The 25,087-nt window shown below is 60.3% G+C and carries 25 protein-coding genes and 1 tRNA gene; 12 read left to right on the top strand and 14 right to left on the bottom strand.

The features are described 5' to 3' along the window. Positions 1-10 precede the first annotated feature (10 nt). Entirely contained in the window at positions 11-2,302 is a 2,292-nt protein-coding gene (gene bglX / locus CRN80_RS29940) for a beta-glucosidase BglX (protein WP_032893093.1), read from the bottom strand. Positions 2,303-2,544: 242 nt separating this feature from the next. On the opposite strand from bglX, the gene CRN80_RS29935 reads away from it, so the two are divergent. From CRN80_RS29935 to CRN80_RS29920, 4 genes are all read left to right on the top strand, one after another. Further along, the gene (locus CRN80_RS29935; RefSeq protein WP_014717327.1) at positions 2,545-3,156 is read left to right on the top strand and encodes a LemA family protein; all 612 of its coding nucleotides are present in this window, start codon (positions 2,545-2,547) and stop codon (positions 3,154-3,156) included. Between the two features lie 18 nt (positions 3,157-3,174). Continuing rightward, entirely contained in the window at positions 3,175-3,903 is a 729-nt protein-coding gene (locus CRN80_RS31995) for a YgcG family protein (RefSeq protein ID WP_032893092.1), read from the top strand. 31 nt (positions 3,904-3,934) lie between these two features. Continuing rightward, on the top strand, positions 3,935-4,552 hold the full coding sequence (locus CRN80_RS29925) for a TPM domain-containing protein (protein ID WP_032893090.1): 618 nt from the start codon (positions 3,935-3,937) through the stop codon (positions 4,550-4,552). Positions 4,553-4,758: 206 nt separating this feature from the next. Then, positions 4,759-5,976 carry an SAM-dependent methyltransferase gene (locus tag CRN80_RS29920; protein ID WP_098952486.1) on the top strand — a complete coding sequence of 406 codons (1,218 nt, stop codon included), beginning with the start codon at positions 4,759-4,761 and terminating at the stop codon, positions 5,974-5,976. A gap of 688 nt (positions 5,977-6,664) precedes the next feature. Here the strand turns inward: CRN80_RS29920 and CRN80_RS29910 are convergent. The 5 genes from CRN80_RS29910 to CRN80_RS29890 form a co-directional block, all read right to left on the bottom strand. Further along, the gene (locus CRN80_RS29910) at positions 6,665-9,223 is read right to left on the bottom strand and encodes a TonB-dependent receptor (protein ID WP_098952483.1); all 2,559 of its coding nucleotides are present in this window, start codon (positions 9,221-9,223) and stop codon (positions 6,665-6,667) included. A 126-nt stretch (positions 9,224-9,349) separates the two neighbouring features. Continuing rightward, positions 9,350-10,318, bottom strand: coding sequence for a FecR domain-containing protein (locus CRN80_RS29905; protein WP_098952482.1), 969 nt, complete (start codon positions 10,316-10,318; stop codon positions 9,350-9,352). Beyond that, complete coding sequence (locus CRN80_RS29900; RefSeq protein WP_032893085.1) at positions 10,315-10,854, bottom strand: RNA polymerase sigma factor; 540 nt, start codon at positions 10,852-10,854, stop codon at positions 10,315-10,317. The genes CRN80_RS29905 and CRN80_RS29900 overlap by 4 nt, the downstream gene beginning before the upstream one ends. Before the next feature lie 197 nt (positions 10,855-11,051). Then, positions 11,052-11,924 (bottom strand): dihydrodipicolinate synthase family protein, encoded by an 873-nt coding sequence (locus CRN80_RS29895; RefSeq protein ID WP_047710279.1) that lies wholly within the window; start codon positions 11,922-11,924, stop codon positions 11,052-11,054. 30 nt (positions 11,925-11,954) lie between these two features. Further along, positions 11,955-12,737, bottom strand: a complete 783-nt coding sequence (locus tag CRN80_RS29890) for an aldolase (protein ID WP_098952481.1) — start codon at positions 12,735-12,737, stop codon at positions 11,955-11,957. Between the two features lie 160 nt (positions 12,738-12,897). Between CRN80_RS29890 and CRN80_RS29885 the strand changes: the two genes are divergently transcribed. Then, the gene (locus tag CRN80_RS29885; RefSeq protein ID WP_032893083.1) at positions 12,898-13,425 is read left to right on the top strand and encodes a helix-turn-helix domain-containing protein; all 528 of its coding nucleotides are present in this window, start codon (positions 12,898-12,900) and stop codon (positions 13,423-13,425) included. 62 nt (positions 13,426-13,487) lie between these two features. Here CRN80_RS29885 and CRN80_RS29880 read toward each other — a convergent pair whose 3' ends face one another. Next, a complete protein-coding gene (locus tag CRN80_RS29880; RefSeq protein ID WP_098952480.1) occupies positions 13,488-14,504 on the bottom strand; it encodes a DUF4917 family protein in 1,017 nt (338 codons plus the stop codon). A 123-nt stretch (positions 14,505-14,627) separates the two neighbouring features. On the opposite strand from CRN80_RS29880, the gene yiaY reads away from it, so the two are divergent. Together yiaY and CRN80_RS29865 are read left to right on the top strand one after the other, a co-directional pair. Beyond that, a complete protein-coding gene (gene yiaY, locus CRN80_RS29875) occupies positions 14,628-15,776 on the top strand; it encodes an L-threonine dehydrogenase (RefSeq protein ID WP_098952479.1) in 1,149 nt (382 codons plus the stop codon). A 668-nt stretch (positions 15,777-16,444) separates the two neighbouring features. Beyond that, positions 16,445-17,119, top strand: a complete 675-nt coding sequence (locus CRN80_RS29865; protein ID WP_098952478.1) for an NAD(P)H-binding protein — start codon at positions 16,445-16,447, stop codon at positions 17,117-17,119. On the opposite strand, the gene CRN80_RS29860 is transcribed toward CRN80_RS29865, so the two are convergent. Beyond that, positions 17,091-17,567 (bottom strand): DMT family transporter, encoded by a 477-nt coding sequence (locus tag CRN80_RS29860; protein WP_044272740.1) that lies wholly within the window; start codon positions 17,565-17,567, stop codon positions 17,091-17,093. The two genes, CRN80_RS29865 and CRN80_RS29860, sit on opposite strands and share 29 nt — an antisense overlap. 68 nt (positions 17,568-17,635) lie before the next feature. Here CRN80_RS29860 and CRN80_RS29855 point away from each other — a divergent pair, with 68 nt between their 5' ends. The 4 genes from CRN80_RS29855 (at position 17,636) to CRN80_RS29840 (ending at position 20,330) form a co-directional block, all read left to right on the top strand. Further along, positions 17,636-18,562: a LysR family transcriptional regulator gene (locus tag CRN80_RS29855; RefSeq protein WP_098952477.1), complete on the top strand. Its 927-nt coding sequence runs from the start codon at positions 17,636-17,638 to the stop codon at positions 18,560-18,562. 15 nt (positions 18,563-18,577) lie between these two features. Further along, positions 18,578-18,994: a fosfomycin resistance glutathione transferase gene (fos, locus tag CRN80_RS29850; RefSeq protein ID WP_032893073.1), complete on the top strand. Its 417-nt coding sequence runs from the start codon at positions 18,578-18,580 to the stop codon at positions 18,992-18,994. 47 nt (positions 18,995-19,041) lie between these two features. Continuing rightward, complete coding sequence (locus CRN80_RS29845) at positions 19,042-19,683, top strand: LysE family translocator (RefSeq protein WP_032893071.1); 642 nt, start codon at positions 19,042-19,044, stop codon at positions 19,681-19,683. Positions 19,684-19,802: 119 nt separating this feature from the next. Further along, a complete protein-coding gene (locus CRN80_RS29840; RefSeq protein ID WP_003189402.1) occupies positions 19,803-20,330 on the top strand; it encodes a DUF4142 domain-containing protein in 528 nt (175 codons plus the stop codon). A gap of 84 nt (positions 20,331-20,414) precedes the next feature. On the opposite strand, the gene CRN80_RS29835 is transcribed toward CRN80_RS29840, so the two are convergent. The 6 genes from CRN80_RS29835 to CRN80_RS29805 all read right to left on the bottom strand — a co-directional run bounded on the left by CRN80_RS29835 (position 20,415) and on the right by CRN80_RS29805 (position 24,406). After that, positions 20,415-20,915, bottom strand: a complete 501-nt coding sequence (locus tag CRN80_RS29835) for a methylated-DNA--[protein]-cysteine S-methyltransferase (protein WP_032893070.1) — start codon at positions 20,913-20,915, stop codon at positions 20,415-20,417. A 509-nt stretch (positions 20,916-21,424) separates the two neighbouring features. Continuing rightward, positions 21,425-21,835 (bottom strand): type II toxin-antitoxin system HicB family antitoxin, encoded by a 411-nt coding sequence (locus CRN80_RS29825; RefSeq protein WP_073521615.1) that lies wholly within the window; start codon positions 21,833-21,835, stop codon positions 21,425-21,427. Between the two features lie 299 nt (positions 21,836-22,134). Continuing rightward, positions 22,135-22,208, bottom strand: a tRNA-Gly gene (locus tag CRN80_RS29820). Positions 22,209-22,321: 113 nt separating this feature from the next. Continuing rightward, complete coding sequence (locus CRN80_RS29815) at positions 22,322-23,206, bottom strand: alpha/beta fold hydrolase (protein ID WP_032893003.1); 885 nt, start codon at positions 23,204-23,206, stop codon at positions 22,322-22,324. A 305-nt stretch (positions 23,207-23,511) separates the two neighbouring features. Continuing rightward, positions 23,512-24,204 carry a pseudouridine synthase gene (locus tag CRN80_RS29810; protein WP_098952475.1) on the bottom strand — a complete coding sequence of 231 codons (693 nt, stop codon included), beginning with the start codon at positions 24,202-24,204 and terminating at the stop codon, positions 23,512-23,514. Then, positions 24,194-24,406, bottom strand: coding sequence for a cysteine-rich CWC family protein (locus CRN80_RS29805; RefSeq protein ID WP_032893000.1), 213 nt, complete (start codon positions 24,404-24,406; stop codon positions 24,194-24,196). Before CRN80_RS29805 ends, CRN80_RS29810 begins: the two co-directional genes overlap by 11 nt. 243 nt (positions 24,407-24,649) lie before the next feature. On the opposite strand from CRN80_RS29805, the gene CRN80_RS29800 reads away from it, so the two are divergent. After that, positions 24,650-25,009 (top strand): hypothetical protein, encoded by a 360-nt coding sequence (locus CRN80_RS29800; protein ID WP_032892999.1) that lies wholly within the window; start codon positions 24,650-24,652, stop codon positions 25,007-25,009. Positions 25,010-25,087 lie beyond the last annotated feature (78 nt).

The raw sequence follows: 25,087 nt of genomic DNA, 5'->3' as shown, positions 1-25,087 counted from the left end.
CAGCTTCAGATCAGAGCAGTTCGAAGGTTTGTTGCTGCACGTCCTGGGAATCCAACCCGATCTGCACATTGAACTCACCCGGTTCGGCCGCGTACTTGAGCTGGCTGTTGTAGAACTTCAGATCGTCCTCGGTAATGGTGAAGTGCAGCGTGCGCGCTTCGCCGGCCTTGAGCATGACCTTCTGGAAGTTCTTCAGCTCCTTGATCGGGCGGATCATCGAACCGGCCACGTCCTGGATATACAACTGCACAACCGTTTCGCCGTCGACCTTGCCGGTGTTCTTCACGGTGACGCTGGCGTCGAGCTTGCCGGTCTTGTTCAGGGTGGTGGACGACAGCGCCATGTCCGAGAGGCTGAACGTGGTGTAGCTCAGGCCATAGCCAAACGGAAACAGGGGGCCTGTGGTGTCATCGAAGTACTGCGAGGTGTAGTTGCCCGGCTTGCCTGGGGTGAATGGCCGGCCGATGGTCAGGTGGTTGTAGTAGGTCGGAATCTGCCCAACGGAGCGAGGGAAGGTGATCGGCAGCTTGCCCGATGGGTTGTAGTCGCCAAACAGCACGTCGGCAATGGCGTTACCGCCTTCGGTACCGGAAAACCAGGTTTCCAGGATCGCATCGGCCTGTTGGTTTTCTTCCAGAATCGACAGCGGACGGCCGTTCATCAGCACCAGCACCAGCGGCTTGCCGGTGGCTTTGAGGGCCTTGATCAAGTCGCGCTGGCTTTGCGGGATGTTCAGGTCGGTGCGGCTCGACGACTCGTGGGACATGCCACGGGACTCGCCCACCGCCGCGACGATTACGTCGGCGTTGTTCGCCGCCTTCACCGCTTCATCAATCAGCACTTGGGCAGGGCGCGGGTCGTCCACCACTTCCGGGGCGTCGAAGTTGAGGAAGTTGAGGTAGTCGAGCACCGCCTTGTCGCCGGTGATGTTGGCGCCACGGGCGTAGATCACTTTGCCTTTTTCGCCGATCACGGCGTTCATGCCGTCGAGCAGGGTCACCGATTGCGCAGGCCGGCCGGCAGCAGCCCAACTGCCCATCATGTCGATGGGGGCCTTGGCCAGCGGGCCGACCAGGGCAATGGTCGCGGATTTTTTCAGCGGCAGGGTGTCGTTGTGGTTTTTCAGCAACACCAGGCTGCGGCGCGCAATGTCGCGGGCCTCGGCCCGGTGCAGGCGGCTGTCGGCGTAGGTGTCGACCGGGTCATCCTCGGCCTTGCCGATGCGCAGGTACGGGTCCTTGAACAGGCCCATGTCGTACTTGGCGCCGAGCACTTCGCGCACGGCGTTGTCGATGTCGCTCTGCTGGATCTCGCCGGACTTGAGCAGCCCAGGCAATTCCTTGCCGTACAGCGAGTCGTTCATGCTCATGTCGATGCCGGCCTTGATCGCGAGCTTAGCGGCTTCACGCCCGTCCTTGGCCACGCCGTGCTTGATTAGCTCGAAAATTGCACCGTGGTCGCTGACGGTCAGGCCCTTGAAGCCCCAGTCTTTGCGCAGCAGGTCGTTCATCAGCCAGGTGTTGGCAGTGGCGGGCACGCCGTTGATCGAGTTGAGCGCCACCATCACGCCGCCGGAGCCGGCCTTGATCGCCGCGTGGTAGGGCGGCAGGTAGTCCTGGTACATCTTGACCGGGCTCATGTCGACCACGTTGTAGTCGCGCCCGCCTTCCACCGCACCGTAGAGGGCAAAGTGCTTGACGCTGGCCATGAGGCTGTCGGCATTCGCGGGGCTGGTGCCCTGGAACGCCTTGACCATGACTTCGGCAATGCGTGACACCAGGTAGGTGTCTTCACCGAAACCTTCGGAGGTGCGGCCCCAGCGTGGGTCGCGGGAGATATCGACCATCGGCGCAAAGGTGATGTCGAGGCTGTCGGCAGCGGCTTCCTGGGCGGCGATGCGCCCGGAGCGGCCGATGGCGTCCATGTCCCAGCTGGAGGCCAGGGCCAGGCTGATCGGGAAAATGGTGCGGTGGCCGTGGATCACGTCGTAGGCGAAGAACATCGGGATCTTCAAGCGGCTGCGCATGGCCGCGTCCTGCATCGGCCGGTTTTCCGGGCGGGTGATGGAGTTGAACGTGCCACCGATGCGGCCGGCGGCGATTTCCTTGCGGATCAGCTCGCGGGGCATTTCCGGGCCGATGCTGATCAGGCGCAATTGGCCGATCTTCTCATCCAGGGTCATTTGCTTGAGCAGGTCGCTGACAAAGGCGTCCTTGTCGTTAAGCGCAGCAGGCTTTGTTTCTGCCCAGACGGGGTGGGTGGCCAGCGTGGCAACAAGGCCGAGCAAACACAGCTTTTTCATGAATATCCTTGTTCGGCTACTGCGCAGCATTCAAAGCGATGCTGTCGGCCAAAATGTGGGGAACGTCTATTGTTGTTCGGGTGTTGTTCAGATAAATGCAGCACACTCTGAACTCTTTTTCGCGCTGGGCATCTTTGTAGCTGATTGGCTCGAAGCATTCCAGTGGTGGCGGATTATGCCCCAAGCGCGTGGTTTATAGGGTTAGTCGTCACATTCCATCCAGATTGGGCAGGAGAAACACCATGCAAGCAGCACACACTTATCGCTGGGGCTTCAAGGCTGCGGCGCTGTTACTGATCAGCAGCGTGCTGAGCGGTTGCGGCATCAACAACATCCCGACCCTGGACGAACAGGCCAAGGCCGCCTGGGGCCAGGTGCAGAACCAGTACCAGCGCCGTGCCGACCTGATCCCCAACCTGGTGGAAACGGTGAAGGCGTATGCCGCCCACGAACAGGAAACCCTCACCGCGGTGATTGAAGCGCGGGCCAAGGCCACCTCGATCCAGGTGGATGCCAGCACCCTGGACAACCCCGAGAAACTCAAGCAGTTCCAGCAAGCCCAGGATGGCCTGAGCGGCGCACTCAGCCGTTTGATGGTGGTGTCCGAGCGTTACCCGGACCTGAAGGCCAACCAGAACTTCCTGGCCTTGCAATCGCAACTTGAAGGCACCGAGAACCGTATCGCTGTGTCTCGCCGTGACTTTATCCAAGCCGTGCAGGCTTACAACACCGAGATCCGTACTTTCCCGGGCCGCCTGTGGCACAGCGTGATGTACAGCGACTTGCCGATCCGCGCCACGTTTGAAGCCACCAGCGCCGATGCCGATAAAGCGCCGCAAGTGAAGTTCAAATAAGGCTGCACTGAGGTGTCGATGCGTTTATTACGGATAGGCCTGGCGCTGTGGCTGTTGGCCTGCGTGGGCGTGGCCCAGGCGGCGCTGACCTTCCCGGCGCTGACCGGGCGGGTGGTGGACAGCGCGCAGATGATCGACCCGGCGGTGCGCGAGCAACTGACCCAGCAATTGCAGGCGCTGGAGCAAACCTCGGGCGACCAGTTGGTGGTGGTCACCGTGCCCGACCTGCAGGGCGTGCCCATTGAGGACTACGGTTATCAATTGGGCCGCCAGTGGGGCATTGGCCAGAAGGGCAAGGACAACGGCGCGCTGTTGATCGTCTCCCGTGATGACCGCCAGTTGCGCATCGAAGTCGGCTATGGCCTGGAAGGCGTGCTGACCGATGCGCAATCCTGGGTGATCATCAACCAGGTGATCCTGCCCAAGTTCAAGGCCGGCAATTTCAGCCAGGGCATCAGCGATGGCGTGGCCGCGATGATCCAGGTGGTGGGCGGTGAGCCCTTGGCGGTGCCGGCCCATGTGGCGGATGCCAACTTCGCCATGGATAATCCCGGTTTTTCCATCGGCCTGTTTATCCTGCTGATCGGCGTGTTGTGGTTGTGCAACCGCATGGGCTTGCCGGTGGGTGCCATTCTGCTGGCGATTCTCAACAGCAGTGGACGCGGCGGCGGTGGGGGCGGCGGTGGCGGTGGTTTCCGCGGCGGCGGCGGGGGCTTTGGCGGCGGCGGGGCTTCGGGCGGCTGGTAATGACAATAACGAAAATAGAGCATCTACAACCATGGCATTACTGACTGAACACGAGCAGCGCCAAGTCGCCGAAGCGATCGCCCGGGTCGAGAAAACCACCGACGCGGAGTTGGTCACCGTGCTGGCGGCGCGCGCCGACGACTACGCCTACATTCCGTTGCTGTGGGCGAGCTTGATCGCGTTGGTGGTGCCTGGCGTGGTGCATTACCTGTCGGGCTACCTGACCATGTACACCTTGCTGGTGGCGCAGTGGGCGACGTTCATCGTGCTGTGCCTGGTGTTCCGTTTGCCCAAGGTCACCACCCGGCTGATCCCGCGCTCGGTACGCCACTGGCGTGCATCCAACCTGGCGCGGCGGCAGTTTATGGAGCAGAACCTGCACCACACAGTGGGCAGCACCGGGGTGCTGATTTTTGTCAGCGAGGCCGAGCGTTATGTGGAGATCCTGGTGGATGAAGGGATTTCCAAGCGCCTGGATGACAGCAATTGGGACGCCATTGTCCAGGCGTTTACCCAGCAAGTGAAACAGGGGCAGACGCTGGCCGGGTTTATCGCTTGCGTTGAAGCCTGTGGCGAGTTGCTCAAGGTGCATGTGCCCGTTACCCAAACCCGCAACGAGCTGCCCAATCGCCTGGTCGTACTCGAATAACCGCTTTTTTGTAGGAGCGAGCTTGCTCGCGAAAAACTCATCGACGCCGCGTTCATTCAGGACACCCGCGTTATCGTTGACGTTTTTCGCGAGCAAGCTCGCTCCTACACAGGGCAGCTGATTGACCGTTGATCAAATAACCCCGTGCCCTGAACCCCCATCCCGCCTAAAATGCCCGGCATTCTTTACCCGAGGCGTTTTTGTTCATGTCCGTCACCGCTCAACCTGCCCGCCCTGCGCCGGATCATCATGCCCAGTTCATCGAACTGTTGAGCGCAAGCCTGGCGCAGAACGCTTTTATCAAGCTGGTGCTGGCCAAGTACGTCGGTGAAGAAGCCGAGCTGCAGCGGCTGATCATCAAGCCGGTGGTGGTCAAGGAGCAGCCCTGCCTGTCGTTCGTCTATCGCTACAAGACCCGCGATATCACCAAGAACTTTCCCGTGGCCGACGGCGTGGCGGCGATTGCCGAGCTGTTGCCCAGCTCGTTCAAGAACGCGCACTTGCTGGCGCTGACCGACGAAGCCCAGTTGGAATACAGCAAGAAGAACAAAAGCTCGCTGTTCAAAAGCAAACCGCAGCAACTGCGCGAAGCGCCGTCGGCCGAGCATAACCGTGAAAAAAATCGCTTCCTCGACCTGAGCCGGCCGTTCCTCGCCGACCTGGGCGTGACCGACGCCAAGCAGGCGCTGATCCCCTCGATGTCGCGCAAGTGGAAGCAGATCAACAAGTTCATCGAAGTGTTCAGCCATGCGCTGACGTCGTCGCCGTTGCAGCTCGACCGCCCGGTGCGTGTCGCCGATTTCGGCTCGGGCAAGGGCTACCTGACCTTCGCCATTCACGATTACCTGCGCAATACCCTCAAGGCCGAGGGCGAGGTCACCGGTGTCGAGTTGCGTGAAGACATGGTCACCCTGTGCAACAGCGCCGCCGCACGCCTTGAACACCCGGGGCTGGTGTTCAAATGCGGCGATGTACGCAGCGTGGCGCCCAGTGAGCTGGACGTGATGATTGCCTTGCACGCCTGTGACATCGCCACCGACTATGCGATCCACACCGGCATCCGTTCCGGTGCGTCGATCATCATGTGCTCGCCGTGCTGCCACAAACAGATTCGCCTGCAGATCCAGAGCCCGGTGCTGCTCAAGCCGATGCTGCAATACGGCCTGCACCTGGGCCAGCAGGCGGAAATGGTCACCGACAGCCTGCGTGCGTTGTTCCTTGAAGCCTGTGGCTATGAGACCAAGGTGTTCGAGTTCATCTCGTTGGATCACACCAACAAGAACAAGATGATCCTGGCGGTCAAACGTGCCGAGCCTGTGGACAATGCGCAGCTATTGGCAAAAATCCAGGAGCTCAAGGCGTTCTACCACATCACTGAGCACTGCCTGGAAACCCTGTTGCGCGGGGATGGCTATCTGGCCTGAAATGGGCGCGGTTCGCTGTGGGAGCTTGCTCCCGTGACGGCCCCGGCGGCCAGTGCATATCTACCTGACGCCCCGCGATCCAAATGTGGGAGCTGGCTTGCCTGCGATGACGGCCTGCCAGCCGACACCTATCTAGCTGACGCCCCGCGATCAAATTGTGGGAGCTGGCTTGCCTGCGATGGCGGCCTCCCAGCCGACACCTATCCACCTGACACCCCACAATCCAACTGTGTGCGGGCTTGCTCGCGAAGGCGGCCTGGCAGGCGACACAGTTGGATTGTGTACATATCCATTGCTGCGGTAACGGCCGCTTAGGGTTCCGCCCTGACGGCGGCTCACTTTTGAAAAGCGCAAAAGTAAGCAAAACGCTCTTGCCCCACCACTCGGCACCTCGCCTAGGCTCGGTGTGCCCGTAATCCGCCAGTGATTTGGGGGGCCGCCGCCACGCGCCATCCATGGCGCGGGGCGGCTAAACCGGCATCCCTGCCGGTTTACCCCCCAAATCCCTGTCGAATTCCGGCCAGCGTGGTTTAACGGGGCGCCTGAGATCAAGATCACAAGCAGATCAAGATCAAGAGCGACTCGCTTCGCATCGTGGTTAGCGGTGGCTGCGGCGAACTGCACAGTTGTGTAGATACTTATGGTTATCGCAGGCAAGCCAGCTCCCACATTTGGAATACGTGTGTGCTTAGAAGAACCGCGTCACGCTGATCTTCGCATCACGCCCCTTGGTGTACGCCCGGTCGCCGCTCAAGGCTGGGCGGAAGTTTTTGTTGAACAGGTTGTCCACCGTGAAGTTCACCTCGGTGCCTTTGAGGTACGCCTGTTGCGGTGTCCATTTGGCGAACAGGCCCTGGGTGTTGTAGCGCTTGTTGCCGTATTGGTCGTAGAACAGATCGCCGATGCTGGAGCCTGGGCCGCCGGAGTATTTGTCGCTGGGCAGGCGGTCGGTGGCGCCGATGAATTGGCCCATCCAGCCCACTTGGGCATCCCAGGCCGGGATGTGGGTGCCCAGGACCAGCACCCATTTGGTCGGCGGGATGTCTCGTGCGGCTACGTCCGGGCCCCAAGGGTTGGTGTAGGCGCCTTGGTGCTGGCCCTTGGCATAGGCGAACGACACCGAGCCAAACAGGTAGGTGGAGTTGTAGATCGACTCGAGCTCAACGCCCTTGATGGTCAGGCTGCCGATATTGCGGTAGTTGGACATCGGCCCAGGTGGGCACGCTGAAGCGATGCTGCCGCCGTTGACAGCCTGGTTCTGGCAGCCTACGCCGGTGGCCTTGAAGATCTCGTCTTCGACCTTGTTGTGGAACAGGGTGGTGCGCAGTTGCAGGTTGTCGTCCTGGGCGATCAGGTTGTCGAAGCTGGTGATGTTGCCCAGGGTGATCGAGGTAATGCGCTCCGGGTCCAGGTCGACGCTGGTGGCGGTGCGGCTGCCCACGCCCTGCACTTCGTATTGTTCGTCGATCACTGGGGCGCGCCAGGTCTGGCTCCAGTTGGCGAACAGCCCCACATTCGGCGTCACGGTCCAGAACAGCGCCAGGCGTGGCGACCAGCCGGTGTAGGTGCGGTCGCTGTAGTCGTGACCCACTGCTGGGTTGGGGTTGTTGTAGTAGGGCGCATCGTTGCCTTCGCCGCGGTTGCGCACATGGTCATAGCGTAGCGACGGTGTGATCGTCACGTCGCCCAACGTCACCGCGTCCTGGATAAAGAAGCTGTTGGTATCGACTTTGCCGTGGGGCATGAAGCCCGGCTGGAAGTGCCCGTAGTTGTAGCGCGGCGTGTTGTAGGTGGCGCCGGGCATCCACATTTCGGTTTCGCGGGTGTGCTTGCGCACTTGCCCGCCGACCGTCACGGCATGCTGCAAGGGGCCGGTGTCGAACAGGCTGACGTTACGGATATCCAGGAGCTTGTCGGTGTAGGCGGTGTCCATCTTGCGCCCACCGGTGGCCAACTGGAAAAACGCCGTGGCGTCACGCTCATCGGTCTGCTCGGTGTTGGACTGGGAGTACTTGATGGTCAGGTCCACCAGCGGGTTGTCCAGCGGCTGGTATTCATACTTGCCCGACCAGGTGGTGTCGACCGTGTCACGGTGGGCGAGAAAACGTTTCAACGCGCCTTCGTAGCCGTAGCGGTCGATGTTGAACTGGGTGGGCGGCGTGGGGTAGCTGGCGGCGGAAAACGGGGTCCAGCGGTTGCTGTGGGAGCGCGAGTACGACAGCCCGACACTGTGCTCATCGGTAAAATGCGCGTTGACCTTGAACAGCTTGCCGTCCACATCCTGGGCGCTGTTGGGCAGGCGTTGGGGGTTGATCGGGTACTCATTGTTGTCGTTGGGCAACTTGGCGGCCACTTTCATATCGCCGCCGTCGCGTTGGGTCAGGTAGGCCAGCGCATCGAAACGGCCATCGTCGGTACGGCCGTACACGGCACTGCTGTAGACCTGCTCATGGTCGTTGCTGGAGTAACCATATTTGAGCATCGCACCGCTGTTGCGGCCGTCCTGGAGCAGGTCGGGGGCGTCCTTGGTGACCATGTTGACCGTGCCGCCGAAGCCGCCATTGCCGGTGAACGGCGAGTTGGGGCCTTTTTCCACTTCGATGCGCTTGATCAGCTCGGGCTCGATAAACACCGTGCCTTGCTGGTAACGCTCAAAGCCTGTCTTGGTGGCACCGTCAACGGTCAGCGGTACGTCTTCGGCATCGCCGAAACCACGGATGTTGATGGTCTGGCCACCGGGTTTCAGCGAGCCGCCCTGGCTGACACCGGGCAAGGTCTGCAACAGGCTGGGGATGTTATTGGACTGGTAGCGGTCGATGTCGGCCTGGGTCAGGGTGGAGCGGTTGACGGTGCTGGCGTTTACCTCATTGCCGGTGCCGATCACGCTCAAGGTGTCCAACTGGATCGCGCCACCGCTGGTGGTTTTGCCCGCATCGGGGCGCACCACGTAGGTACTGCCGACCTTGAGCAGGATGAGTTCGCCGTTTTTGAGCAGGGAGCGAATGGCCACTTCCGGGGTGTAGTCACCGTTAAGCGCCAGGGCCTGCACGTTCTTGAGCAGGGTTTCATCGAACAGCAGCTGGATTTTCGCCTGCTGGGCCACCTGGCTCAGGGACGTGGCCAACGGCTGAGCCGGCAGGTGCAGCTTGAACGACTCGGCCTCGGCGCTGAGGCTCAAGGCCAGGCACGTAGCCATGAGTGTCGGTCGAAGAAACAGGTGCGAAGCGTGGCAAGGCGCGCGAAACATGAAATCCCCCGGAGCGGCTAAATAGCCAAAAAGGTGTGCGTATCAAACACAGACAGGAGGAAGACGGGGCAGGCAAAAAAAACCACACATGCGAATGCAAAATATTCTCATGTGTGAGGTTGCCGTCTATTTGCTCGGCTCGATTCTTATCGTGCCATCGGCCGAGAGTACGGTTTTCACCGGCAACAGCGCGGGCAAGGCGTTGAGCAGGGCGTCTGGGTCATTCACGTCAAGGTTGCCCGATACCTTGAGTTGCGCCACGGCCTTGCTCACCTGCAACGACGTCTGCGGGCGGTACAGGCTCAGCTCGTCGATCAGGCTGGCCAGTTCGCGATTGCGAAATGCCAAGTGCCCGCTGCGCCAATCGGCGACCTCTTCGGCGCTGAGGCTTTGCGGTTGCACGGTGCCTTTGGCGTAGTTGTAGGAGGCCCGCTGCTGGGCGCCGAGCAGGGTGGCGGGGCTTTTGCTATTTGGCGCGAAAGCGACCTGGCCATGGGCAACGCTGACCACCAATTGCTGCTGCCCACGGCGCACATCGAAAGCAGTGCCCACCACCCGTACGCTCGACTCGCCGGCTTGTACGTAGAGGGGGCGTTCCTTGTCGGCCGCCACTTCGATATACAACTGGCCTTTGTCTAGGTGCAGCACCCGTTGATGGGCGTTGAAGTCCACGCGGATATGGGTGTTGGCATTCACATACAAGGTACTGCCATCCGGCAGATTCAACGTGCGCATGCCTTTGGCATGGGTGGCCACCTGGCTGTGATACAGCTCGCGCGGTGCGCCGATAGAGGTCGCCAACACCGCGCAGAGCACGGCGGCGGCCACCGCCAGGGCAGGGCGCCAGAGGCTTGGCTTACGCTTGGGCAGTGCCACTGGTTTATTTAGCTGTTGCAACTGGGCGAGATCGGCCCACAGCTGTTCGAATTCGGCATAGGCGCGCGCATGGGCGGGCACCGTTTGCCAGGCGGCAAAGGCTTTACGGTCGGCGCGGCTGACTTCGTTGCGGTTGCGCGCAAACCAACTGGCGGCCTGGGCGTCGATGCAATCGCTCGCTTGGCTGTCCAGCGCGTTGGTGTCGCTCGGGCGGTTCATTCTGGCTGCTCCGTGCCGGTGTCGGGTTGAAGGCGTCGCTTGCAGTGCAGCAGGGCAAAGGCGATGTGCTTTTCCACCATACTGGTGGAGATGCCCATGCGCGTTGCGATCTGCGCCTGGCTCAAGCCTTCGAAGCGGTGCAGCATAAGGGCTTCTCGGCGGCGGGGCGAGAGTTCGGCGAGGACTTCTTTCAACTGCTCCAGGCGTTGCAGGCGCAGGGCGGCAGCCATGGGGTCGTTGTGCTCGTCAGTGACCGGCTCGGCATCCATTTCGGCATGATCAGGGTGGATGGTTTGCCGTACTTTCTGTTTGCGCCAATGATCGCGCAGCAGATTGCGCGCCATCTGGAAAAGAAACGCCCGTGGTTGCTCGACCTTGGCCCGGTCGCGGTAGCCCAGCCATTGGGTAAATACATCTTGGGCCATGTCCGCTGCGTCGCTGGCGTTGTCCGTGCGTTTACGCAGGAAATACAGAATGTCTGCATAAAACCCGCGACAGGCATCGGCCGACGACGGGTCGGGCTGGGGACGAGACATGGATATCCTTCTTGACGAAGCACGGCTTGGAAAAGTCGTGAATGATATCGAGAACTATTGTCATTTGTCTCTATGCAAGTGCCATCTCCTGGTAGGAGCTCGCTCGCGAAAAACCAACAGGCGACACGAGCACCCGATGGGCTGCGTTATCGTTGGCGTTCTTCGCGAGCAAGCTCGCTCCTACAGGGGGCGGGTGTTTACTTCAGAAGTGTTTTCAGTTGCTCGATCCCTGCTTCGCCCAGAGGGAATACCGGGAGGCGTGGGTTACCCACTTCCAAGCCGGTCAAGCGCAACCCGGCCTTGATCGTCGCCGGCAGTCCGCCTTTGAGGATGAATTGCAGCAAGGGCAACTGTCGGTAGAACAGCTCCCGTGCCTTGTTCAAGTCATCGGCCAGTACGGCCTGATACAAGCTCAGGTTCAGTTGTGGGATCAGGTTAGGCGCGGCGGTGCACCAGCCTTTGGCACCCGCCGCGAAGGCTTCCAGTGCCAGCGGGTTGCAGCCGTTGTAGAACGGCACGTCACTTTGCAGTTTCAACTGGTGCATGCGCTGGATGTCGCCAGTGCTCTCCTTGACCATGGTCACATTCTCGACCTGCTTGAGAATCCTCAGGATCAGCTCCACCGACATGTCGGTGCCGCTGGTGGCCGGGTTGTTGTAGAGCATGATTGGCACGCCGATGCTGTCGCCGATCGCGGCGTAGTGGGCGAGGATTTCCGCTTCACTGAGTTTCCAGTACGAGGCCGGCAGCACCATGACCACATCGGCGCCGTGCTCTTCGGCGTAGCGGGCGCGGCGCACGGCTTTGGCGGTGGTGAGGTCGGACACGCTGACAATGGTCGGCACGCGCTTGGCGACCTTCTTGATGCTGTAGGCGCTGACTTCATCCCACTCGGCATCACTCAGGTAAGCGCCTTCGCCCGTGCTGCCCAAGGGCGCGATGGCGTGGACGCCGCTGTTGATCAAGCGGTCGATGGAGTGCCCGAGGGCGTCGAGGTCAACGCGTTGGCCGTCGGCACTGAAGGGGGTGATGGTGTAGCCGATGATGCCGTGAATGGTTGGGCTGGACATGGGGAAAACTCCGGTCGAAAAAGGGGGCAATCAGTTCAGGCAATCGGCGTGCTTGCGCAGGTTTTGCCGGGCGTAATAGTTGAACGCGGCGCCGTGGCGCTTGGGCTTGGAGATCCAGTCATGGGCCTCGCGCCCCAGCTGCGGCAGGATCGGTTTGACGCTGCCCGCAGACATCGCCAGCAACTGCAACTTGGCAGCCCGTTCGATCAGCTGCGCAATCACGCAGGCTTCTTCGATGTTGGCCCCGGTGGACAGCTGCCCGTGGTGCGAGAGCAAGATGGCGCGCTTGTCGCCCAGGGCCGTGGTGATGATTTCCCCTTCTTCATTGCCCACCGGCACGCCGGGCCAGGCTTCCAGGAACGCGCAGTCTTCGTACAGCGGGCAAAGGTCCATGTGCGACACCTGCAGCGGTACTTCCAGCATCGACAGCGCGGCGATGTGCGTGGGGTGCGTGTGGATGATGCAGTTTACATCCGGTCGGCCGCGGTACACCCAGGTGTGAAAACGGTTGGCGGGGTTGGGAATGCCGTGGCCTTCCAGCACCTCCAAGTCTTCGTTGACCAGCAGCAGGTTGCTGGCGGTGATTTCGTCAAAACCCAGGCCCAGTTGCTGGGTGTAGTAGGTGCCGGGCGTCGGCCCGCGTGCGGTGATCTGCCCTGCCAGGCCGGAGTCGTGGCCGTACTCGAACAGGATTCGGCAGGTCAGCGCCAGCTTTTGCCGGTCGGTCCACGTATTATCTGCCAGGCTGTTTTGCATCTGGCTCAGTGCTTGCTTGACCAGTTGGTCTTTTGGGAGTGCTAATGTCTTGGCCATATCGGTATCCTTTGGGTGGTTCAATGGACGTCGGATTTGCTGGTCGCCCGCTGCTCGCAAGGTCGTTGGGTGAATGCAAATGACACTAAAGATGCTATATGACACTTTGTGTCATTGGCAAGCCTGTCTCATCGCTTTCTGCATGGATTAACCGCAGCACATGTCTATCCGCTTGAAAATATTAAGAAAAAAACTTGGCGTGACCCTGGAGGCCCTGGCCGAAAAATCCGGGATGACCAAGAGTTACCTGTCGAAAGTCGAGCGCGGGCTCAATACGCCGTCTATCGCTGCGGCGTTGAAACTGGCCAAGGCATTGAACGTGAAGGTCGAAGAGCTGTTCAGCGAAGACAACGTCAGCCTCGACAGCTACAGCCTGGTGCGCAGCCATGAGCGGCCCGACACCTCGCCGGGTTATGCGGTGCTGGCCCATCAAGTCAGCGAACGCAGCCTGTTGCCGTTCATCATCTACCCGCCGGCTGAGTTCACCGACAAGACCTTCAAGGAGCACCTGGGGGAGGAGTTTTTATTCGTGCATGAAGGCCAGGTGGAAGTGGATTTCATGAACGAGCGCGTGCTGTTGGAGCGCGGCGATGCGCTGCATTTCAACGCGCAGAAACCCCACCGGATTCGCTCGGTGGGAGAGGTGCAGGCACAGCTGTTGGTGGTGGTGCACAGCGCTGAGGAGTGACCCTTCTTACTCATTGAAATGCAGTCAATGTGGGAGCAGGCAAGCCAGCTCCCACATTTTGATCAGCGTTCCACAGGGACTGACAGTGCCGGATTGCCCAGCGGATGAGTGCGCGCCGCAAAGAATTTCAGCGTTACGCCACTGCCCTCGAACAGCTCCGAATACCGCCGCTTCTGCTGACGAATAAACCCATCACTGCGCCCCGACACCGAGATCGCCAGGGTGCTGATGCTGGCCTGGCCAATAGCATCCACCAGGTGTTTATCCTGCGGCCCCAAGTCATGGCCGAAGATGCACAGCGCGCCATCGTGGCTCAACAGCTGTTCATAACAGAACGACAAATAATCCGAACTGCGGATACTTTTGAGCTTCTCCTGCACCTTGCCTTCACTGACGAACAGCGGCACATCGTCGAGGGTTTTGATCGTGTTATTGATGGCAAAACTGCTGAGCAGGGTGCTGTCAGTGGACGGCAATTTACGCGCCGTGCCGTCAAGGTTACGCACCAGATGCAAGCCGCCGTGCAGGTACAGGATGCGGGTGATGTCGGTGCGCGTATTGAGCAGGTCGAAGCTTGAGTCGGCGCTGCGAAACAGGTCGTCGATACCCGGTGCGTGCAGGGTCGCCCAATAGTTGAGCAAGTCGTAGTTACTGGTGAAGACGGTGGCGTAGGTGGCCAATTCTGCGTGGATCGTCGCCAGCGTCGACGGCTGCACCAGGCGCCAGGGAATGTGCACGGTATGGATGGTGTTGATCAGCGCTTCCTTGATCGCGTAGTAGCGGTTACGCGGCGCCGCCGAACTGACCGCCAGAGCCTTGTTGACCCGGCTGGTGGTTTTCAAGGCGCCCAGGGCTTGCTCGAAACTGCGGGTTTGCAAGGCGTCGAACACGCTGAGTTCGGAGGGGCTCAGGGGCTTTTCTTCGACGGTACGGGCGTTTTCGAACAGCGAGTCGTAGGCGAAGTCTTCCCAAATCGTGCGGCTGGCGCCGTTACCGATCAGAATCCCGCTGAAGTCCACGGCAGCGCGCAGGGCGCTCCAGTCTTCAAGGTGGGCGTCAATATCCTGGAAATCCTTCATTGCGGCGGGTCTACTCGAAATCGGCTGGGGGGTGACTTTATCACGAGCCGGCATTGATCCTGATCAAGATGCGCCACGCGGTACAGGTTGATTCTGTCGGCATAAAGCCTTTGAGGATTGACCATGAGCAGCACGTTCTTCATCCCCGCCGTCAACATCATGGGCATCGATTGCCTCGACGAAGCGATGACCGCCATTCGCAACTACGGCTTCGGCAAAGCGTTGATCGTCACCGACGTCGGTCTGGCCAAAGCCGGTGTGGCTGGCATGATTGCCGAGAAGCTGGCGATGCAGGATATCGACTCGGTGGTCTACGACGGCGCCAAGCCCAACCCCAGCGTGGAAAACGTCGAAAAAGGCCTGGCGTTGCTGCAACAGAGCGCCTGCGATTTCGTCGTGTCCCTGGGCGGCGGTTCGCCCCATGACTGCGCCAAGGGCATCGCCCTGTGCGCCACCAACGGCGGGCGTATCGGCGACTATGAAGGCGTCGACCGATCGAGCAAGCCACAACTGCCGCTGGTGGCCATCAACACCACCGCTGGCACGGCCAGCGAGATGACGCGTTTTTGCATCATCACCGACGAAAGCCGCCACGTAAAAATGGCCATCGTTGATCGCAACGTCACGCCGCTGCTGTCGGTCAACGACCCGGCCCTGATGGTCGGTATGCCCAAGGGCCTCACTGCCGCCACGGGCATGGATGCGCTGACCCACGCCATCGAAGCCTACGTGTCCACCGCCGCGACACCGATCACCGACGCCTGCGCGATCAAGGCCATCGAGTTGATCAGCGCCAATCTGCGCCTGGCGGTCCGCGACGGCACTGACAAGGCTGCACGGGAGAACATGGCCTATGCGCAATTCCTCGCGGGCATGGCCTTCAACAACGCGTCCCTGGGTTTTGTGCATGCCATGGCCCACCAATTGGGCGGCTTGTACGACCTGCCCCACGGTGTGTGTAACGCGGTGTTGTTGCCCCATGTACAAAGCTTCAACGCCAGTGTTTGCGCCAAGCGCCTGAGCGATGTGGGCCGGGCCCTTGGTGCGGATATCAAGGGCATCACCGTAGAAGAGGGCGCCCAGGCCGCGATTGCGGCGATTCGTCGGTTGTCTCAGGACGTCGAAATCCCTGCTGGTTTGCGTGAGCTTGGCGCTAAGTTGCAGGACATTCCGTTGCTGGCCAGCAATGCGTTGAAAGATGCCTGCGGGCTCACCAACCCTCGGCGGGCGGATCAGCGTCAGATTGAGGAGATCTTTCGGAGCGCTTTTTGATAGGCATAGGTACCTACACAATGTTGGCGCGATGCTGGACTTGCTCCCGTGACGCCCTGACAGCCGACGCTTGTCTACCTGCCGCCCCGCGATCAAACTGTGGGAGCTGGCTTGCCTGCGATGGCGGCCTGACAGTCAACACCAATCTACCTGACACCCCGCAATCCAACTGTGGGCTTGCTCGCGAAGGCGGCCTGGCAGGCGACACAGTTGGATTGTGTGTATATCCATTGCTGCGGTAACGGCCACTTAGGGTTCCGCCCTGACGGCGGGTCACTTTGGAAAAGCCCCAAAGTAACCAAAGGGCTCTTGCCCCACCACTCGGCACCTCGCTTTGGCTCGGTGTGCCCGTAATCCGCCAGTGATTTGGGGGGCCGCCGCCACGCGCCATCCATGGCGCGGGGCGGCTAAACCGGCATCCCTGCCGGTTTACCCCCCAAATCCCTGTCGAATTCCGGCCAGCGTGGTTTAACGGGGCGCCTGAGATCAAGATCACAAGCAGATCAAGATCAAGAGCGGCTCGCTCCGCATCGTGGTTAGCTTCGGCAGCAGCAACTCTTTGTGTAGATACCTATGTTTTGATAAGGGCAGCCTTCAGCGGCACGGGTTAAGCTACACGCCTAATGCATTCGAGCATCAAGCGTGCGGCGTGCCGCTGAGGTCCTTTCATGAGAGTTCTGTTATTCGGCGCCACCGGCATGGTGGGCCAGGGTGTGCTGCGCGAGTGCCTGCTGGCGGCCGATGTGCAGGAAGTGGTGGCCGTGGGCCGCACGCCCTTGACCCAGGAGCACGGCAAGCTGCATCAGGTGTTGCACAGCGACATGCTGGATTTCCAACCCCTGGAAAACCTGCTGCAAGGTTTTGATGCGTGCTTCTTCTGCCTGGGTGTTTCGTCGGCGGGCATGAAGGAAGCGCGTTATACCCACCTCACCTATGATCTGACCCTCGTGGCGGCCAGTACCCTGGCGCGGCTCAATCCGCAGATGACGTTTATCTATGTGTCCGGCGCCGGCACGGACAGTTCCGAAGCCGGCAAGTCGATGTGGGCGCGGGTCAAGGGCAAGACCGAAAATGCCTTGCTGCGCTTGCCGTTCAAGGCGGTGTATCTGTTCCGTCCGGGGATCATCCAGCCGTTGCACGGTGTGCGTTCGAAGACGCCGTTGTATCAATCTTTCTATAGCGTGCTCGGGCCGGTGCTTTCGTTTGTGCGGCGACTAAAGCCGGGCTGGGTGGTGAGCACCGAGACCGTCGGCCGTGCGATGTTGCAGGCGGCCAGCCAGGGCGCGCCGCAGCCGGTGGTGGAGCAGGCGCAGATCAATCGCCTGGCGGCTGAGCGCCGCTGAACTGAATCAATGCCACGCCGCCGATCAGCAGCAATGCGCCCAGTACCCGCGAGGTTGTCAGCTGGCGTTCCACCAGGCCGAACAGGCCGAAATGGTCCAGCAGCAACGAGGCAAGAATCTGCCCGGCCATGGCCAGCGCAATGAAGCCTGATGCGCCGAGCTTAGGCAGCAGCATCAACGCCAATGAAATGAAACACACGCCAAAGGCACCGCCGGCCCACATCCACAATGGTGCCTTGCTGATAAAGGCCAGGCTCGGCAGAGGCAAACGCAGCGCCACAATCACCGGCAGCAGCACGATGATGCTTACCAGCAACGACGCCAAGGTGGCCCACAAAGGATGGCCGAGCCCGCGCCCGAGGTTGGCGTTGATCGCACTTTGAAACGGCACCACTGCACCGGCGAACACCGCCAGTGCCAACAAACCTACCCACTGCAACACAGTCATTTCGACGCTCCCAGAAGTTTTGCTGGACTCTAGGTTATTCGTCGCGCAAATTTAAATTCCAAATTCTTATGCTGGGCATGCAGCTGATGAATGATCTGCGCCGCATCGACCTTAACCTGCTGGTGATCCTCGACGCCTTGCTCAGCGAGCAACACGTCACCCGCGCCGCCGAGCGCCTGCACCTGAGCCAGCCGGCAGTCAGCCATGCGTTGGCGCGGCTGCGCGATATGCTAGGCGACCCGCTGCTGATGCGTCAGGGCGGCACACTGGTGCCAACCGCGCGCGCCCTGGAGTTGGCGGCACCCTTGGCCGAAGCCCTGGCTCAGGTGCAGGCATTGCTGGCGCCGAATCGTTTTGATCCCACTTCTGCCAAGCGCCGCTTTCGCGTGGCGATGTCTGACTACAGCGCAGCGATTTTCCTGCCCGGCTTGGTTCGCGTCCTACGCCAGGAAGCGCCCGGTATCGACTTGCAGATCATCCAGGCCAGCCGCGAAGGCATGGTCGACGGTGTGCTCAATGGCGACCTCGACCTGGCTGCGGGCGTATTCCCCGACATGCCCGCCGAACTGCGCACTACGCCGCTGTTCGAAGAGCATTACACCTGCCTGGTCGACCGCGACAGCCTTGCGCCCAGTGGGGTGCTGGACCTGCCGGCCTACCTGTCGCGCCCCCATGTACTGCTGGAGATGCGTGGCAGCGGCACGCCGGAAATCGAACGGGCACTGACGGCCATTCGTGAACGTCGGCATGTGGCGATCAGCCTGCCGCATTGGGGTGTGGCGCCGCAGTTGATTCAGGGCACAGATTTGATTCTGACGGTGTCGTCCCGGGGTTTATTGAATATCGACGCTCGGCAATTGCTGGCCGTGCCTCCGCCGTTTCATATCCCTTCGTTTGCCTTTGAGCTGGCTTGGCATACGCGGCGGGGTGGGGATGCGGGGTTGCAGTGGTTGATTGGCCGGGTGGTGGGTGTATTGTCCGCAGACCAACGATAATGCGAGAAAACCTACATGCTCAGCGGTTTCAACCACCTGACCCTGGCCGTCACCGATGTACCGCGCAGCGTGAGTTTCTATCACGATCTGCTGCGCCTGCAGTTGGACGCAACCTGGGACAACGGTGCCTACCTCTCACTGCCTGGGCTTTGGCTGTGCCTGTCGCTGGACCCGTTGCGTTCGACTGCTGCGGCGGTGGACTACACCCATTACGCTTTCACCGTCGATGCGCCTGATTTCACCGCCTTGGTCGAACGCCTGCGCGCCGCTGGCGTACAGGAGTGGCGAGACAACCGCAGCGAAGGCGCGTCGTTTTATTTTCTCGATCCCGACGGCCACAAGCTGGAGGCCCATGTCGGCGATTTGGCCTCGCGCCTGCAAGCCTGCCGTGCCAAGCCCTATGCCGGAATGAAGTTTTACCCACCGCGCTGAAACATGCAGAATCAATCACCTTTTAGCGTCTGTCGGAGCGTCTATCCATGACCCCATCCTTGCTGCTCGCCGTGCTGGCTTCGGGTTTTATCTACGGCATTACCCCAGGCCCCGGTGTCCTGGCCGTATTCGGCATTGGGGCGGCCCGTGGCCGGCGTGCAGGGGCGGGTTTTTTGTGCGGGCATTTGCTCGGGGATGTGGTGTGGTGCAGCACGGCGCTGATTGCCATCGTCGGTGCGCGGGAAGTCGGCAGCAGTGCCTTTGATGTGCTTGGCGTAATCAGCGGGGCGTATCTGTTCTGGCTGGGCTGGCGTGCGATCCGTACCCAACGCCGCAGCAGCGATGCCCCTCAGGGCGCCGCGCGGCACCCGTTCTGGCACGGCATTCTGTTTGGCTTGACCAACCCCAAGGCCTATCCGGTGGCCGTGGCGACCTTCACTGCGTTGCTGTCCAGCCGGGCCGAGCTGTTGACCTGGTCGATGCTGCCGACCTTGATTCTGCTGAGCTTTATCGGTGGCTTGCTGGCCTACGCGATCCTGATTGGCGTGGTGGGTGCCCAACGGGTGCGCACGCTGTATCAACGCCATGAAATTCTGATCACCAAGCTCTGCGGCGTGATGTTTATCGGCTTCGCCCTCAATGCCCTGGCGCACGCATTACCGGGACTGTTCGGCAGCAAGGCTGCCTGAGGCGGCGACGACCGTTCGTCGCACGGGGAAGTTTTTTCTAAACCTTTGCCGCCCTGAAAATTCGAATTCAGGGCGGGGTGTATGCCCCCGCACCTATTTTTGCCCTGGAGGAACCCATCATGAGCCGCATGGCTATCCGGTTACGCACCGCCAGTTTCGCGATGCTGCTGGGCCTCGGCGCCAGCAATGCTTTCGCCCAGTCGCCTGCAGAATTCATCGAGCAGGCTTCGGCCAAAGGCATGGCCGATATCGAAACCAGTCGCATGGCCCACGCCAAGACCTCATCCCAGGAAATCAAGGACTACACCATTGAGGTCATCAACGAGCGCACGCTGGCCAACCAGCACTTGGCGGCGATCGCCAAGAAGCTGGATTTGCCAGTGGCCCCGCGAGAGAAGATCGTCGATAAAGCCGAAACCCTGATGCCAGAACTCAAGGACGGTGATTCCTTTGACGCTGCCTATACCGCGCAGCAGGTCAAGGAGAACGAAGACGCCATTGCCCTGTTCCAGAAAGAGGGCGCCGCGTCGGATGTGCCAGAGATAAAGGCATTGGTGGATGAGACGCTGCCCAAGCTTGAAGAGCGCCTGCAAAAAGCCCGTGCCCTGGCCTCGACCTATGGCAAGGGCCATCAAGGCGACGGCTGAGACCTTCCTGATATGAAAAACGGCGGTTGGAGAGGATCCAGCCGCCGTTTTTTATACCGAGTTCAGGCCCGTTCTGGACGCGGCCTATAACGCCAGTTCACCTTGACCGGTGCCTTCCAGCGCCAGCAAATACTGCTTGGCCGCCAGCCCGCCCGCGAAGCCGGTCAAGCCGCCAGAAGCACCAATCACCCGGTGGCAGGGCGCAATGATTGAGATCGGGTTACGCCCATTTGCGGCGCCGACAGCGCGCACGGCTTTGGGGTTGCCGATCTGCTCGGCGATTTGGCTATAGCTGCGGGTTTCGCCGAAGGGGATGGTCAGCAGTGCCTGCCAGACCTGTTTCTGAAAGTCGGTGCCGGTGAAGTCCAGTGCCAGTTCGAACTGGTTACGCGTTCCGGCAAAGTATTCCTGCAGTTGGCGTTCGGTTTCCAAAAGCACCGGGCTGTCGTGGGCCTCGATCAACTCACCCAAGCGTACGCGGTTGGCGCGTTCTACTTCCCAGAGGATGGCGCTGAGTTTGCCATCGCGCGCCACCAGGGTGAGTTCACCGACAGGGGAAGGCATGAGCTTGTAGTGGTAAGTCATCGGCAGGCTCCTTGAGGGGCGTGAAGGGGGACGACGTCACTGTAGTTCCATCAGGGCGTCTGGAAACTACGTTTCTTGCGGTCAAACTAGAAGTTCCAGTAAACCCAGCTTGAGTAATAGGGGGACACGTAGAGCCAGGCGATGATGCAAAGGGCCTTCAGGACTGACGCCGTACTTAACATGACCATAGAAACGACGTTGAGCAGGGTCAAAATCAAAGCGAACATAGCCACATGTGGGGTTGCGTGACGCCACGCAAACCTTACGCCATACCCTGACGCGACAATCACTCCTAACTCCAGCAATACTCTAAAAGGGAAGGGGAAGGGCAGACGCACAAACGAGATCAGCAGTGGTAAAACCAGTACCCAGCCCGCCACTTGGCGTAGGATGATTTTGGGTGTGGGTGGCTTGGTTCTCAGCATTGCCTGCTTCCGGTCTCTGGGGCGACGAGCCTGTATCATCGCGATGTTTAGCCCTCATCGCAGTAAGATTTTACTTAGGCGCAACTACCGCTCCTGCTGTAATACCTTGAGCGCTGCGGACGCCAGGAATCCCGAGCGGCTTTTTTCCTGTGGATGATTCAACACGTACTCATCGATGCGATTCAACAGATAGCCGGGCAGGGTGATGTTGAGCTTTTGGGCTTTGCCCAGGTATTTGGTGACGTCGATGTCCACCACAGCCCATGTGCAACCGGCGTACTGAGGGTTGGCAGCGTGTACGGTGACTTTCTGCGCGGTGGGGATCGGCGCGCCATCTTCTGCCAGGATCTCGAAGTGCCCTTCGATGGCTTCGCGGGCCATGGCCATGGCATCGTCCAGATCATCGCCGGCTGAATAACAGCCAGGAATATCCGGGACTTCCACGCCCCAGGCGTGGTCCGCGTCGCCCGTTGAAATTGCGATGGGGTAAAGCATGTTCTTGCCCTCCTTTTGGTGGGTTTTGGTGGTTACTATACCCACAGCTATAAAGTTATCAACACTCTACCTACCAACGGTTGATGTCCGAGATTTCGATAGGTGTTGAATGAAGTGTATGGGCGCGCGGAAATGACGCCGTTTGGAGGTATTGCGAGATACTTCACGTCCTCAGGCACGGCTTCGAGCAGCAGAACAACGCTGAAGACCGAATCCAAGGCATAAAAAAACCGGTCACCAAGGACCGGTTTTTTGTGCATCTTGCGCCAGAACCCTCCTGGCGCAAGTGCAAATCTGAGTGGAGCGGGTAGAGGGAATCGAACCCTCAACTAAAGCTTGGGAAGCTTTCGTTTTGCCACTAAACTATACCCGCTCAGAGCGGCTGACTTTGTACCAGATGTTCGGCTGGATTTGAAGTTTTTCTTTGAAAAATGTGAGAGTTGCGTGTGGCGAGCAAGCTTGCTCGCCACAGTGTCAGGCTTGATTTCAAAGCGCCCATGCATGCTGCGCCTGGCCCTGGCTATATCGCAACGGGCTGGCGGGCCGCTGCCCTTTCAAGAAGCCCACCACGGCCTCACGGCTATCGCGGCATGCGGCTTTATGTTCCATGTCCAGGAAGTGTCCCGTCGCCTGGATGGTGCTGAAGCTGCTCTTGGCCACATGCTGGCCAAACAGCTTGGCGTCGTCTGCACTGGTGTATTCGTCCCATTCGCCGTTCAAGAACAGCACCGGAATGTCGATCTGTCTGGCGGCCTTGAGGTAACACTGCCGGTCGCTGTTGAGCACGTGGCTGATGTGAAAATGCATCTGCCCATATTCGTGTGCGGCCAGGCTGCTGACATGGCGGTAGTTGAAGCGCTTGAACAGCGACGGCAGGTGCTTGCCGATGGTGCTGTTGACCAGGTGGCCGACACGGTCGCGGTCGAGGTTGCCCAGGTAGTCGACGCCCCGTTCCAGGTAGTCACGCATTGGCGCATTGATCACTGGCGAGAATGAGCTGATCACCGCTTTTTCCACGCGCCGCGGCCGGTGCGCAAGGGCAACCAATGTGGCGGCGCCGCCCCAGGAGAAGGACAGCACGTGTTCAGCGGCGAAGTGGTCGAGCAGTTCCAGGAGGATCTGGCCTTCGACTTCCTTGGTCAGCATGTGCTCATGACGGTTGTGGATTTTGGAACGGCCAGCGTAGGGCTGGTCGTACAACACCACATTGAATTGCGGGTACAGGCTTTTCACGGTTTGAGCGAAGGACGCTGTGGTCGCCATGGAGCCGTTGACCAAGACGATGGTCTTGGCTGCTGCGTCCGCGCGATAGAACTCCGTGTACACCCGATACTGACCCTGTATATCCAGCACAGCGATTTCTGGCCTCATGTCGTAAGACTCCTGGCAAGCGGGTAGTGCGCGCAAATCACTCTGCACGAGCTTTATGACAGGTAGGCATACGCCTGGAAAATGAGGGCCCATGTCGGTCCGATGACGGCTGGCCGGCGGGTGTTGTTATGGCGGGCTGTTTGCCGGGAGGGCCCGAAGATCAAGCGCGGGCGAGGCAAGGTGTTTCTTGGAGGTTATAGGGCGACTCGTCAGTCATCATCTGGCTGAAGCCTTGATTCAAGCAGCACCGAAGGCAGGTCGCAAGGCAAGCGGCTGGTTTTTTGCCATCACCGGCTGAACGGTCGTCAGACTTGTCGGATCTCGTCGTCAGTCAGTGGCCGATACTGACCCGGCGCAAGCGACGCATCCAGCGCCAAAGGGCCCATTCGTTCGCGGTGCAGGCCGATGACCTTGTTATCAAAATGCCCGAACATGCGCTTCACTTGGTGGTAACGGCCTTCGATGATGCTCAACCGGGCCGTTCTTGGGCCCAGCCGTACAAGCTCTGCGGGTTGGGTCGTGAGATCTTCAAAGGCGAAATACACACCTGCCGCGAACGTCACCGCATACTCCGGGCCGATGTCCTGTTCGGTTTGCACGTGGTACACCTTGGGCAACTTGGTTTGCGGTTGCGTGAGGCGCCGCGACCATTGGCCGTCGTTGGTGATCAGCATCAGGCCGGTGGTGTTGAAATCCAGGCGCCCGGCGATATGCAGGTCGGCTTTGTCCGGTTCGTCCAGCAGGTCCAGGACCGTGGGGTGTTGCGGGTCTGATGTGGCGCTGACGCAACCCTGGGGTTTGTGCAGCATGAAATAACGCGCCGGCTTGCCCGCTTGCAGGATTTCACCGTCCACGCAGACCTGGCTGAATTCCCGTACGTCATGGTGCGGATCGCTGACCGCAACGCCCTCGACGGTCACCCGACGCTCCACCAGCAACAGGCGCACTTGCTTGCGATTGAACTGTGGCAGGTTGCTGAGGAAGCGATCAACGCGCATGGCGGGTACGCAACTGTTCGTCCACTTGGGCGCAGCGCGGGCACAGGCAGGCTTTATTGCGCAACTCATCCGGCAGGGCTTCAAGCACCGCCGGGTCGATGATGACGCTGTAGCACCAGCAGGCCTGATCGGCTGTGCGCGGGTCGGCCAAGGAGCAGTCGTTGCGGGCACCGCAGGCGGGGCAGAGGGTCGGTGTGGTCATGGGTCGGTTCAGAAGGGAATCGGGTAGGGCGCGTTAGTTATTGCACGATACAGCGCGGCTGGGCGGCATTCCATCACCATGGCTGTTTGGCGAGGCTTCACTTCGTCTGAAACAGATGTTTCCACTTGTGTCGCGAACGCACCAGATTCTGTTTTTGATGTCAGATGTTTCGTCATTCAGTGAAGGCTGAATGCCGCTCGCCAGCGTCGCTGGAGGAGCTCTTCCGCGGTCCAGGAGGCCGCCATGTATCGACGACTGCTGCTTATCGCTTTGCTCGGCCTGACCCTTTCAGCCTGCGTGCCCTACTACGATGGAGGCGCTACCTACTATCGCTCCGAGGTCTACACCGCACCGGCGCCAGCCTACTACTACGGCGGCCCGCGTTATTACCCTTCCGGGCGCAGCTATTACGCGCCAGCGCCCCGTTACTATGCACCACAGCCTCGCTATTACTCGGCGCCGCGCTACTACCAACCAGCCCCGCGTTATTACCCCCGCGCCGGCTACCGGCCCTCCCAAAACCATGGATGGGGCGACCGCTGGGGCAATGGCGGGCGTGGCCGTGGTTCCGACCACGGAGGTGGCCGCGGCGGGCACCGTTAAATATCTTGAAAAACAAGCGGCGCATCATGCGCCGTTTTTTATGGGTACCGTACGTCCGTACTGTCAGATTTAACAGCT

Origin of the sequence: Pseudomonas sp. FDAARGOS_380, assembly GCF_002591235.1 — a bacterium.
GTDB lineage: Bacteria > Pseudomonadota > Gammaproteobacteria > Pseudomonadales > Pseudomonadaceae > Aquipseudomonas > Aquipseudomonas salmasensis.
The sequence above is the reverse complement of the archived record's forward strand: the minus strand, read 5'-3'. Positions and strand labels throughout refer to the sequence as shown.